Origin of the sequence: Blastococcus capsensis, from assembly GCF_030165005.1 — a bacterium.
Classification (GTDB): domain Bacteria; phylum Actinomycetota; class Actinomycetes; order Mycobacteriales; family Geodermatophilaceae; genus Blastococcus; species Blastococcus capsensis.
The window spans coordinates 72,237-84,641 of sequence record NZ_JASNNW010000009.1 but is presented as its reverse complement, the minus strand read 5'-3'; the positions used below and the strand labels follow the sequence as shown (position 1 = coordinate 84,641).

Genomic DNA, 12,405 nt, shown 5'->3' with positions numbered 1-12,405 from the left:
CCGCGCGACGGTTGCCGCGGCGAGGAGCCGAACTGCGGTGGTGCGCGCCTCCGGTGACGCCGGGTGCGGTGGTGCTGGTCCTGCGGTGGTCTGGGCGTCCGGGGCCGGGTGGCCCGGATCGGGCGCGTCACGTCTGGCAGCCGTGCCGCTCGACGGCGCGCAGCCTCCGGGCATCCGCCGGTCAGACCGTCGCGTGCTCCCCCTGGCAGCGGGTGCGCGCCGCACGGTCAGGACCGAGCGGATCGGCCACGGTCCCGGTGTCGTCGAGCCGGCCCTGCGCCTCACGCACGGCCCGTGGGGGCAACGGCGGGCGCAGGTCGGCGACGGCAGCCAGGGCGGCCAACACGTCATCGGGTCGTACAACGGGCGTTCCCTGCCGGACGACCATGTGCAGTATGGCACAACCTGCCCCCTCGATCGCCGACGCGCTGACGACGGAGGGGCGGGCGTCGATGTCCTTGAGCCCGTTCTTGGTGCGCTTGGCGACGGTCACCACATCGCTGGCGAGAAACTTCTCGACGGCCGGGGCCAGCTCCGCGAGGGGAACCCCGGGCAGCTCGACGCGCCACACGGAGGTGTCGATCCGGTCGGCCAGCGAACCGGTTCCCTCCCCCGCTTCCACGACCTCGAGGACGGCGACGTCGGGCGGCAGCGCGGTGTCCAGCGCGACCCGCACCGCCTCGGGGTCGCAACGGATCGCGACCCCGATCTCCAGGTACTCCGCCTCGCTGGCGGCCCCGGTGGGCGCGGCACCGATGTAGGAGATCTTCGGGTGCGGGCTGAATCCCGCCGAGAACGCCATGGGCACCTGCGCGCGCCGAAGCGCCCGCTCCAGTGCCCGCGCGAGGTCGCGGTGCGAGGCGAACCGCAGCCGGCCCCGCTTGGCGTAGCGGATGCGCAGCTTCTGCACGGTGGGCGGCGGGGGCGGGCCCTCGGGCTGGCGGGCCATCAGACGACGGTGAGCGGCAGCAGGCTGCGGCCGGTCGGGCCGATCTGGATCTCGGTGCCCATGGTCGGGCAGACACCGCAGTCGTAGCAGGGGGTCCACCGGCAGTCGGCGACCTCCTCCTCGGAGAGGGCCTCCTGCCAGTCCTCCCAGAGCCACTCCTTGTCCAGCCCGGAGTCCAGGTGGTCCCAGGGCAGGATCTCGTGCTCGGTGCGCTCCCGGGTGGTGTACCAGTCGACGTCGACACCGAAGGGCGCCAGCTCCTCGGCCGCGGCCTGGACCCACCGCTCGTAGGAGAAGTGCTCGCTCCAGCCGTCGAAGCGGCCGCCGTCGCGCCACACGCGCTCGATGACCCGGCCGACCCGGCGGTCACCGCGGGAGAGCAGTCCTTCGATGACACCCGGCTTGCCGTCGTGGTAGCGCAGGCCGATGGACCGGCCGATGCGGCGGTCGGCGTTGATCGCCTGGCGCAGCGCCCGCAGGCGGTGGTCGATCGTCTCGGCGCTGGCCTGGGCGGCCCACTGGAACGGGGTGTGCGGCTTGGGCACGAAGCCACCGATGGAGACGGTGCAGCGGATGTCCTTGCGGCCACTGGCCTCGCGGCCGGCGCGGATCACCTCGACCGCCAGCTCGGCGATCTCCAGCACGTCGTCGTCGGTCTCGGTGGGCAGACCGCACATGAAGTAGAGCTTCACCTGCGTCCAGCCGTTGGCGTAGGCCGTCGTCACCGTGCGGACGAGGTCCTCCTTGGACACCGTCTTGTTGATGACCCGGCGGATCCGCTCACTGCCGCCCTCGGGGGCGAAGGTGAGGCCGCTGCGCCGGCCGTTGCGGGACAGCTCGTTGGCCAGCGTGACGTTGAAGGCGTCGACGCGGGTCGACGGCAGGCTCAGGCCGGTGTTGGTGCCCTCGTAGCGGTCGGCCAGCTCCTTGGCCACCTGGCCGATCTCGGAGTGGTCGGCGCTGGACAGCGAGAGCAGCCCGACCTCCTCGTACCCGGTCGCCTTCAGCCCCTGCTCCACCATGGAGCCGATGCCGGTGATCGTCCGCTCGCGCACGGGACGGGTGATCATCCCGGCCTGGCAGAACCGGCAGCCGCGGGTGCAGCCGCGGAAGATCTCCACGCTCATCCGCTCGTGCACGCTCTCGGCCAGCGGCACCAGCGGGGTCTTCGGGTAGGGCCACTCGTCGAGGTCCATGACGGTGCGCTTGCCGACCTTCGCCGGGACGTCGTCGCGGGTGCGGGTGACCGCGGCGATGGCGCCGTCGGGCCCGTAGGAGACGGCGTAGAAGCGCGGCACGTAGACGCCGTCCACGCGGGCGAGCCGGGCCAGCAGCTCCTCGCGGCCGCCCGGGCGCCCCTGCGCCTTCCACGCGGCGACGACGTCGGTGATGTCGCCGACGGCCTGCTCGCCGTCACCCAGGACGGCGCAGTCGACGAAGTCGCTGACCGGCTCAGGGTTGAAGGCGGCGTGCCCGCCGGCGACGACGACCGGGTGGGTCTCGTCCCGGTCGACCGCGTGCAGGGGGACGCCCGCGAGGTCCAGCGCCTCGAGCAGGTTGGTGTAGCCGAGCTCGGTGGCGAAGCTGACGCCCAGCAGGTCGAAGTCGCGCACCGAGCGGTGACCGTCGACGGTGAACTGCGGAACGCCGTGCTCGCGCATGAGCGCGGCGAGATCGGGCCAGACGGCGTACGTGCGCTCGGCCAGCGCATCGGGGCGCTCGTTGAGCACCTCGTAGAGGATCATGAGGCCCTGGTTGGGCAGCCCCACCTCGTAGGCGTCCGGATACATCAGCGCCCAGTGGACGGTCGCGGACTCCCACGGCTTCACCTGGGCGTTGAGTTCACCGCCGACGTACTGGATCGGCTTCTGGATCTGGGCCAGCAGCGGTTCGAGGCGGGGGTACAGGGTCTCACCAGTCATGACCGGTCCAGGGTAGACCGCGACCGGAGTGCCACGTCCCGGCTACGCCGAGCGCCCGTCGCCCCTCACCCAGGCATAGGAGGCCATGCCTACGGTTTCGGTGCCGATTCCGTATGCGAAGCCTCCTATGCCCGGGGAGGCGGGTCAGCCCAGGTCGAGGAAGAACAAGCCGATTTCGCGCGCGGCGGACTCGGGCGAGTCGGAGCCGTGCACGATGTTGTTCTGCACCTCGAGGGCGAAGTCGCCGCGGATCGTGCCGGGTGCGGCCTTCACCGGGTCGGTGGCGCCGGCCAGGGCGCGGAACGCCTCGATCGCGCGCGGACCCTCCACGACCAGGGCCATCAGCGGACCACTGGTGATGAACTGCACGAGGTCGGCGAAGAAGGGCCGCTCGCGGTGCTCGGCGTAATGCGTCTCGGCGACGTCGGCGGTCAGCGTGCGCAGCTCGGCGGCGACCAGCCGCAGGCCCTTGCGCTCGAGCCGGGTGATCACCTCGCCGACCAGGCCGCGGGAGACGCCGTCGGGCTTGACGAGGACAAGGGTGCGTTCGGTCACGGGGCCGGAGCCTACGGGGTGGCCGCGCCCTCGCCGTCGGCGTCGCCGGTCCGGGGCGCCGCCACCGGGCCGAACGGCGTGCCGATCAGCTGCTTGCGCACCTGCAGCAGGTAGCTCCAGATGAGCACGAATGCCCCGGCCACGACCCACATGACGCTGTTGAGCAGGCCGGTGAGCAGCAACGGCAGCTGCAGCGCGGTGCCGATCAGCAGGCCGCGCTCCCGCCGCTGCAGGCCCGACGCCAGGATCAGCAGGACCGCCAGGACGAGCAGGACCGTCAGGCGGCCGGCGCCGAGCCCCTCCTCGGTCTGCGCGATGCCGCGCGGCACGAAGAGGACGGCGATGCCCTCCAGCACGAGCACCGCCGCCGCGGCCCCGCGCAGCGCCTTCGCCGCGCGGGCCGGGTCGGGAGCGGTCACCGCCGGCTCCCGGACAGCAGGGTGCGTGCCTCACCTGCGGTGATGACGCTGCCGGTGACCAGCACCCCGGAGCCGCCGAGCGCGTCGTCCGGGCCGGCCTCGGCCAGCTCGATCGCCTCGGTGATCGCCTCGTTCAGCCGCGGCGAGACGCTCACCCGGTCGGCGCCGAAGACGTCGACCGCCAGCGCGCCCAGCTCGTCGGCCGGCATGGCGCGCGACGAGCTGTTCTGGGTGACGACCAGCTCGGCGCAGACCTCTTCGAGGGCGGCGAGCATCCCGGCGACGTCCTTGCCGTGGACCGCGCCGACGACGCCGACCAGCCGGGTGAGGTCGAAGGACTCCCGGATCGCCTCGACGGTCGCGGCCATGCCGGCCGGGTTGTGGGCGGCGTCGACCAGCACCGTCGGGCTGGTGCGCACGCGCTCGAGGCGGCCGGGAGAGCGGACGGCCGCGAAGGCGGCGCGGACGGTCTCCTGCTCGATGGGGCCGGTGGCCGCCCCCGCACCCAGGAACGCCTCGACCGCGGCCAGCGCGGTGGCCGCGTTCTGCGCCTGGTGGGCGCCGAACAGGGGGAGGAAGACCTCCTCGTACTCCCCACCGAGGCCTTGCAGCCGGATCTGCTGCCCTCCGACGGCCACCTTCCGGTCGAGCACGCCGAACTCGGTGCCCTCGCGGGCGACCACGGCGTCGGCCTCGACGGCCCGGCGGATCAGCGCGTCCAAGGCCCCGGGCTGCTGGTGCGCCAGCACGGCCACGGCGTCGGGCTTGATGATGCCGGCCTTCTCGCCGGCGATCGTGGCGACGTCCGGGCCGAGGTACTCCGCGTGGTCCATCGCCACGGGGGTGACGACGGCGACCCGCGCGTCGGCGACGTTGGTCGCGTCCCACGTGCCGCCCATGCCGACCTCGATGACCGCGACGTCGACCGGCGCGTCGGCGAAGAGCGCGTAGGCCATCCCGACCATGACCTCGAAGAAGCTCATCGGGATCTCGCCGGCGGCGTCGACCATCTGCACGTACGGCGCGATGTCGTCGTAGGCCTCGACGAAGCGCCCGGCGTCGACCGGCTCGCCGTCGAGCACGATCCGCTCACGCATGGTCTGCAGGTGCGGGCTGGTGAACCGGCCCACCCGCAGCCCGAAGCCGCGCAGGATCTCGTCGATCATCCGCGCCGTCGTCGTCTTGCCGTTGGTGCCGGCCACCTGGATGACCGGCATCGCCCGGTGGGGTGAACCGAGCAGGTCGACCAGGGCGCTGATGCGGGCGAGGGACGGCTCGAGCCGGCTCTCGGGCCACCGGGCCAGCAGCTCCTGCTCCACCCGGGCGAGGTCACCGGTGCTGCTGTTGCTCATCCTGCTCAGGATGCCAGGCCGGTCACCGGACCAGCGCGGTCTCCCGGGCGCCACCGTGCACGACGGTGCCGCCGGCGTGCCTCCAGCCCCGCGGAGGAACCGCCGGCACCACCCGCTTGCCGAGCGGGAAGAGGCCCACGGCGGCGAGTTTGAAGGAGGCCACGCCGAACGGGATACCGACGATGGTCAGGCAGAAGCCGATGCCGGCCACGACGTGGAGCAGCGCCAGCCACCAGCCGGCCAGCAGGAACCACAGGAGGTTGCCCAGGACCGACGGCGCACCGGCGCCCGGGGCCCGCACGGTGGTGCGCCCGAACGGCCACAGGACGAAGAAAGCCAGGCGGAAGGCGGCGATGCCGAACGGGATGGTCACGACGAGGAGACAGGCCAGCACACCGGCCAGGGCGTAGGCCAGCGCCAGCACCCAGCCCTGCAGCACCAGCCAGACGACGTTCAGGAGCAGACGCATCGTGGTCACACCTGTTCCACGAAGGGCCGCGTCCGCCGGTTCCCCTCTCGACCGTGGGTCCGGCCACAGCGCCGACTGCGATCGCGTTGCCACGCCTTCCTAGGATGCGGGGCATGGATCCCCGCATCGCGACCCCGGACAATGCCGCCCCGGGAGTCCTGAGCGGCGTACCGGACAAGCCCTCGGTCGACGGCCTCGAGGAGAAGTGGGTCGCCCGCTGGGCCTCCGAGGACACCTACGGCTTCGACCGCGACGCCGCCCTGCAGGCGCCGCGCGAGCAGATCTACTCGATCGACACTCCCCCGCCGACCGCCAGCGGCTCGCTGCACGTGGGGCACGTGTTCAGCTACACCCACACCGACATCGTCGCCCGCTACCAGCGGATGCGCGGCAAGCACGTGTACTACCCGATGGGCTGGGACGACAACGGGCTGCCGACCGAGCGGCGGGTGCAGAACTACTACGGCGTCCGCTGCGACCCGGCCCTGCCCTACGACGCCTCGTTCGAGCCGCCAGGAGACGCAGCGGCAGCGAAGTCGGACAGAGCCCAGCTGCCGCTCTCCCGGCGCAACTTCGTCGAGCTGTGCATGCAGCTGACGGAGGAGGACGAGGCCGAGTTCGAGAAGCTCTGGCGCCGCGTCGGGCTCTCGGTCGACTGGTCGAACGTCTACCGGACCATCTCGGAGTCCTCCCGGGCCACGGCCCAGCGGATGTTCCTGCAGAACCTGGCCCGCGGCGAGGCCTATGCCCAGGAGGCCCCGACCCTCTGGGACGTCACCTTCCGCACCGCCGTCGCGCAAGCCGAGCTGGAGGACCGCGAGCGCCCCGGCGCCTACCACCGGATCGCCTTCCACTCCGCCGACGGCCCGGTCTTCATCGAGACCACCCGTCCGGAGCTCCTGCCGGCCTGCGTCGCGCTGGTCGCGCACCCCGGCGACGAGCGCTACCAGCCGCTGTTCGGGAAGACGGTGCGGACGCCGCTGTTCGACGTCGAGGTGCCCGTGGTCGCCCACCGCCTCGCCGAGCCGGACAAGGGCTCGGGCATCGCGATGATCTGCACCTTCGGCGACCTCAACGACGTCACCTGGTGGCGCGAGCTGCAGCTGCCGACCCGCGCCATCGTCGGCTGGGACGGCCGGATCCTGGCCGACCCGCCGCCCGGCGTGCCCGCGCACCCCTACGACGAGCTGGCCGGCAAGACGATGTTCAGCGCGCAGGCCCGCATCGTGGAGCTGCTGCGCGAGTCCGGCGACCTCGAGGGCGAACCCAAGCAGATCACCCACCCGGTGAAGTTCTTCGAGAAGGGCGAGCGCCCGCTGGAGATCGTCACCACGCGGCAGTGGTACATCCGCAACGGCGGCCGGGACGCCGACCTGCGCGATGCCCTCATCGCCCGCGGCCGGGAGATCCAGTGGGTGCCCGAGCACATGCGGCACCGCTACGACAACTGGGTCGAGGGCCTCAACGGCGACTGGCTGATCAGCCGCCAGCGCTTCTTCGGCGTCCCGTTCCCGGTCTGGTACCGGCTGGACGAGTCCGGTGAGCCGGTTCACGACGAGCCGATCCTGGCGCCCGACGAGGCACTGCCGGTCGACCCGTCGTCCGACGTGCCCGAGGGGTTCACCGAGGACCAGCGCGGCAAGCCGGGCGGGTTCATGGCCGACCCCGACGTGATGGACACCTGGGCGACGTCGTCGCTGTCGCCGCAGGTGGCCTCTGGCTGGGACACCGACCCGGAGCTGTTCGCCAAGGTCTTCCCGATGGACCAGCGGCCGCAGGCGCACGACATCATCCGCACCTGGCTGTTCTCCACGGTCGTCCGGGCACACTTCGAGCACGGCACCGTGCCGTGGTCGCACGCCACCATCTCCGGCTTCGTGGTCGACCCCGACCGCAAGAAGATGTCGAAGTCCAAGGGCAACGCGACCACGCCGATCGACGTCCTCGAGCGGTACGGCACCGACGCCGTCCGCTGGCGCGCCGCCGGCGCCCGGCCGGGTGCCGACTCGCCGTTCGACGAGGCGCAGATGAAGGTCGGCCGGCGGCTGGCCATGAAGATCCTCAACATCGGCAAGTTCGTGCTCGGGCTGGGCGCCGGCTCGGTCGACCTGTCGTCGGCGGCAACGCAGATCACCGAGCCCATCGACCGCGGGATGCTCACCGCGCTGGCCGCCGTCGTGGACGAGGCCACCGCGGCGATGGAGGCCTACAACTACACGCGCGCGCTCGAGGTGGCCGAGACGTTCTTCTGGTCGTTCTGCGACGACTACGTCGAGCTGGTGAAGTCCCGGGCCTACCGCAGCGACGACGCCGCGGCCTCCGCGCAGGCCGCGCTGGCGCTGGCGCTCTCGGTGCAGCTGCGGCTGTTCGCCCCGGTGCTGCCGTTCGTCACCGAGGAGGTCTGGTCGTGGTGGCAGACCGGCTCCGTGCACCGCGCCGCATGGCCGTCGGCCGGCGAGCTGCCCGCAGAGGGCGACCCCGCGGTGGTGACCGTGGCCGCCGCGGCGCTGTCGGCGGTGCGCAAGGCCAAGTCCGACGCGAAGCAGTCGATGCGCGCCGACGTGGAGACCGCGACGGTCACCGCGACGGCCGACCAGGTGCCGCTGGTGGAAGCGGTGCGCTCGGACCTGGTCGACGCCGGTCGCATCCAGCTGCTGACGATCGTGCCCGGCGAGGGTGACCTGCGGGTCGACGTCGTCCTGGCGGAGACCCCGGAGGCCTGACGGTGTGCGCTGGTCCGCAGATCGGGCGCTCCGTTCTGCCGATCAGCGCCCGCGCATACGGCCCGACCGGGCGGCTCGGACGGCGAGGATCTCGCGGCGGCAGCCGTCCGGTGAGCGCGTCAGCCGGTCGAAGCTGAAGCGCAGCGTCTGCCAGCCCACCGTGGCCAGCAACGCGTCCCGCTGGATGTCCCGCTCCCGCTGAGAGCGCGACCCGTGCCACGCCGCGCCATCCATCTCGACGGCCAGCAGCACGTCCTCGTACGCCGCGTCGAGGATGAAGGTCCGGCCACCGACGCTGACCGGACGCTGCTGGACGAACGCGGGCATGCCGGGGCCGCGGAGGACGTGCAGGCACCCCCAGACTTCCAGCTCGCTCCGACAGCCGTCGGCGAGCAGGCCCACCAGCCGCGCCAGTTCGGCACGCCCGGTGAGCCTCGGTTGCCGAGCCAGTTCGACCTGGAGATCGCGCGGCGAGCACAGCCGCTGCCGCACGGCCTCGATCGCGGCAGCACGGACAGCCGGACGCTCCAGCAGGCCGGGCCGACCCCAGGTGTCGACGACGGAGCGCTCGGCGGACGTGACGGCGAGGCCGGCCACCCGACGGCGGTCCTCGAAGGCGCCAGGCGCCCGGTGCACCCTGACTCCGGCCGACCCTCTGCCGCTCCGGCCGCTCTCCACCGTCAGGTGCACCGGTCCGGGTGGATGCGGGCTCAGTTCCCAGAGGGCCAGGGCCGTGACATGACTGGCGACGGCCTCGCGACCCTCGAGTGCAGCAGCGATGCGAGTGCGCCAATTCCTGGCTGCGCTCGGGAGCGCGAAGACACCGGGGCGCAGGCGGATGATCTTCCCGTCGGCCACCCACGACCCGACGGTGCGGGGGCTGGCCCGCACGAAGAGCTCCTCCGCCGCCACCCAGCCATCCGGACCGACGGCCTTCGTCACGTCGATCGCCACGGGCCCAGGCTGCTGCGGGGCAGAGCGCCGTGGGTCGGTAGCGGCGAATCTGTGGACGGCGCGGGTGACGCTGTGCAGCGACCGGCAGGGACCCGCGCCAGACCTGCTGCTTCGCGCACACGCTCAGGTCCCGGAACCGGGCCCCGGAACGGCAGCGAGCCCGCCCCCGGAGGTGGGAACGGGCTCGCTGTCAGCTGAGGATTACGCCGACTTCTCGCGGGGGGCACGGGACGGCTTGCGCGGGACGATCGTCGGGTTCACGTGCTCCAGGACGACCTCCTTGGTGATCGTCACGGCGGCGATGTCCTCCCGGCTGGGGATGTCGTACATCACCGACTGGAGCACCTCCTCCATGATCGCGCGGAGGCCGCGGGCGCCGGTGCCGCGCAGGATCGCCTGGTCGGCGACGGCCTCGAGCGCGTCGTCGGTGAACTCCAGCTCCACGCCGTCGAGCTCGAACAGCTTCCGGTACTGGCGGACCAGGGCGTTCTTCGGCTGGGTCAGGATGTTGATCAGCGCCTGACGGTCCAGCTTGCGGACGCTGGTGATGACCGGGAGGCGGCCGATGAACTCGGGGATCATGCCGAACTTCAGCAGGTCTTCGGGCATGACCTCGGCGAAGGCGTTGGCGTCCTCGATCTCCTGCTTGCCGCGGATCTCGCCGGCGAAGCCGATGCCCTGCTTGCCGGCCCGCGCCTCGATGACCTGCTCCAGCCCGGCGAAGGCGCCACCCACGATGAACAGCACGTTCGTCGTGTCGATCTGGATGAACTCCTGGTGCGGGTGCTTGCGCCCACCCTGTGGCGGAACCGATGCCGTCGTCCCCTCGAGGATCTTCAGCAGCGCCTGCTGCACGCCCTCGCCGGAGACGTCCCGGGTGATCGACGGGTTCTCGCTCTTGCGGGCGATCTTGTCGACCTCGTCGATGTAGATGATGCCGGTCTCGGCCCGCTTGACGTCGTAGTCGGCGGCCTGGATCAGCTTGAGGAGGATGTTCTCGACGTCCTCACCCACGTAGCCGGCCTCGGTGAGCGCGGTGGCGTCCGCGATGGCGAACGGCACGTTGAGCATCCGGGCCAGCGTCTGCGCCAGGTGGGTCTTCCCGCAGCCGGTGGGGCCGATGAGCAGGATGTTGGACTTCGCCAGCTCGACGGCGTCCTCGCGGGAGGCGCGGTCACCGCCGGCCTGGATCCGCTTGTAGTGGTTGTAGACCGCGACCGAGAGCGTCCGCTTGGCCTTGTCCTGGCCGATGACGTACTGGTCGAGGAAGTCGTGGATCTCCTTGGGCTTCGGCAGCTCGTCGAACTTCAGGTCCGACGACTCGGAGAGCTCTTCCTCGATGATCTCGTTGCAGAGGTCGATGCACTCGTCGCAGATGTAGACCCCGGGGCCAGCGATGAGCTTCTTGACCTGCTTCTGGCTCTTGCCGCAGAACGAGCACTTGAGCAGATCACCGCTCTCACCGATTCGTGCCACCTGCTGACCTCCACCTCGACAGTCGCCGGTCCTGGTGCCAGGTACCCGCGGGTTGGATGTGCGCTGCTTGCTACCCCTGCTCGACCCCGCTGACAAGCTGTCCCGCGAGGCTCTTCTCCCGGCACTGTCGGCCGGGGATCGGGTGTTCGCCGAACGTACCTGCCGCCGTGGACGAGGTCGGGCAATGACTCACCCGGTTCCGCCCCGGCCGTCCCACTCGTGTCCCGCCGTGCCCTCAGACCTCCGACGGTACGGGCCGAACACGCGTCACGCGCGTCCCGGCCCGTACCGGCCGGTCAGGTCGCGAGGGCGTTGAGCTTGCGGCTCTGGATCACCTGGTCGACGATCCCGTAGTCCTTGGCCTGGGCGGCCGTGAGGATCTTGTCGCGGTCGATGTCGGTGCGGACCTGCTCCTGGGACCGGCCGGTGTGCCGGGCCAGGATCTCCTCCATCTGCACCCGGACCCGCTCGATCTCCGCGGCGTGGATCTCCAGGTCGGTGACCTGACCGCCGGCCTCGCCCGAGGGCTGGTGGATCAGCACGCGGGAATAGGGCAGCGCCAGGCGCTTGCCCGGCGTGCCGGCCGCGAGCAGGACGGCGGCAGCCGAGGCGGCCTGGCCCATGACCACGGTCTGGATGTCGGGCCGGACGAACATCATCGTGTCGTAGATCGCCATCAGCGAGGTGAACGAGCCACCGGGCGAGTTGATGTAGATCGTGATGTCCCGGTCCGGGTCGGCGGACTCGAGCGTGATGAGCTGGGCCATCACGTCGTTCGCCGACGCGTCGTCGATCTGCACCCCGAGGAAGATGATGCGCTCCTCGAAGAGCTTGTTGTACGGGTTGGACTCCTTCATGCCGTAGCTCGTGCGCTCCACGAACGAGGGCAGGATGTAGCGGCTGGAGGGCATCTGGAAGCTCATCGTCGTCTGTCCTCGGGAGCTCAGTTGTCGGAGACCGGGTTGGCGCTGTCGGTCATGGCCGCGCGGCTGACGACGTGGTCGACGAAGCCGTACTCGAGGGCCTCCTGCGCGGTGAACCAGCGGTCGCGGTCGGAATCCTTCTCGATCTGCTCGATGCTCTGCCCGGTGTGGAAGGACTGCAGCTCGTTCAGCTCCTTCTTCGTCCGGCGGAACAGGTCGGCCTGGATGGCGATGTCCGCCGCCGTACCACCGACACCCGCCGACGGCTGGTGCATCATGATCCGCGCGTGCGGCAGGGCGTAGCGCTTGCCACTGGCGCCGGCGGTGAGCAGGAACTGGCCCATCGAGGCGGCCAGGCCCATCCCGTAGGTGGCGACGTCGCAGTCGATGAACTGCATCGTGTCGTAGATGGCCATGCCGGCGCTGACCGAGCCGCCGGGCGAGTTGATGTAGAGGTGGATGTCCCGCTTGGGGTCCTCGGCGGAGAGCAGCAGCATCTGCGCGGCCAGCTGGTTGGCGATGACGTCGTCGACCTGGGTGCCGAGGAAGATGATCCGCTCGCGCAGCAGGCGCTCGTAGACCGAGTCGCCGAGGTTCATCATTCCGCCGGCACCACGCATCATCGGTGCGCTCGCCAGGTTCGGGTCGGTGGTGCTCACGGGT

General features: G+C 71.3%; 11 protein-coding genes. 1 reads left to right on the top strand and 10 read right to left on the bottom strand.

Annotated elements, in window-relative coordinates:
• Window positions 1-181: 181 nt before the first annotated feature.
• From QOZ86_RS09700 to QOZ86_RS09675, 6 genes are all read right to left on the bottom strand, one after another.
• On the bottom strand, window positions 182-949 hold the full coding sequence (locus QOZ86_RS09700; protein ID WP_284491759.1) for a TIGR03936 family radical SAM-associated protein: 768 nt from the start codon (window positions 947-949) through the stop codon (window positions 182-184).
• Complete coding sequence (locus QOZ86_RS09695; RefSeq protein WP_284491758.1) at window positions 949-2,871, bottom strand: TIGR03960 family B12-binding radical SAM protein; 1,923 nt, start codon at window positions 2,869-2,871, stop codon at window positions 949-951. The genes QOZ86_RS09700 and QOZ86_RS09695 overlap by 1 nt, the downstream gene beginning before the upstream one ends.
• 144 nt (window positions 2,872-3,015) lie before the next feature.
• Window positions 3,016-3,426: a nucleoside-diphosphate kinase gene (ndk, locus tag QOZ86_RS09690; protein WP_284491757.1), complete on the bottom strand. Its 411-nt coding sequence runs from the start codon at window positions 3,424-3,426 to the stop codon at window positions 3,016-3,018.
• An 11-nt stretch (window positions 3,427-3,437) separates the two neighbouring features.
• On the bottom strand, window positions 3,438-3,845 hold the full coding sequence (locus tag QOZ86_RS09685; RefSeq protein ID WP_284491756.1) for a DUF4233 domain-containing protein: 408 nt from the start codon (window positions 3,843-3,845) through the stop codon (window positions 3,438-3,440).
• Window positions 3,842-5,197 (bottom strand): bifunctional folylpolyglutamate synthase/dihydrofolate synthase, encoded by a 1,356-nt coding sequence (locus tag QOZ86_RS09680; RefSeq protein ID WP_284491755.1) that lies wholly within the window; start codon window positions 5,195-5,197, stop codon window positions 3,842-3,844. The genes QOZ86_RS09685 and QOZ86_RS09680 overlap by 4 nt, the downstream gene beginning before the upstream one ends.
• A 22-nt stretch (window positions 5,198-5,219) precedes the next feature.
• Entirely contained in the window at window positions 5,220-5,666 is a 447-nt protein-coding gene (locus QOZ86_RS09675; protein ID WP_284491754.1) for a YccF domain-containing protein, read from the bottom strand.
• A gap of 113 nt (window positions 5,667-5,779) precedes the next feature.
• Between QOZ86_RS09675 and valS the strand changes: the two genes are divergently transcribed.
• Window positions 5,780-8,389, top strand: coding sequence for a valine--tRNA ligase (gene valS, locus QOZ86_RS09670; protein ID WP_284491753.1), 2,610 nt, complete (start codon window positions 5,780-5,782; stop codon window positions 8,387-8,389).
• A 42-nt stretch (window positions 8,390-8,431) separates the two neighbouring features.
• Here the strand turns inward: valS and QOZ86_RS09665 are convergent, their stop codons facing one another.
• From QOZ86_RS09665 to QOZ86_RS09650, 4 genes are all read right to left on the bottom strand, one after another.
• Window positions 8,432-9,343 carry a DUF559 domain-containing protein gene (locus QOZ86_RS09665; protein WP_284491752.1) on the bottom strand — a complete coding sequence of 304 codons (912 nt, stop codon included), beginning with the start codon at window positions 9,341-9,343 and terminating at the stop codon, window positions 8,432-8,434.
• Window positions 9,344-9,544: 201 nt separating this feature from the next.
• A complete protein-coding gene (clpX, locus tag QOZ86_RS09660) occupies window positions 9,545-10,819 on the bottom strand; it encodes an ATP-dependent Clp protease ATP-binding subunit ClpX (RefSeq protein ID WP_284491751.1) in 1,275 nt (424 codons plus the stop codon).
• A 296-nt stretch (window positions 10,820-11,115) separates the two neighbouring features.
• Window positions 11,116-11,742, bottom strand: a complete 627-nt coding sequence (locus QOZ86_RS09655) for an ATP-dependent Clp protease proteolytic subunit (RefSeq protein ID WP_284491750.1) — start codon at window positions 11,740-11,742, stop codon at window positions 11,116-11,118.
• 20 nt (window positions 11,743-11,762) lie between these two features.
• Window positions 11,763-12,401, bottom strand: coding sequence for an ATP-dependent Clp protease proteolytic subunit (locus tag QOZ86_RS09650; protein ID WP_431521210.1), 639 nt, complete (start codon window positions 12,399-12,401; stop codon window positions 11,763-11,765).
• Between the last annotated feature and the right edge of the window lie 4 nt (window positions 12,402-12,405).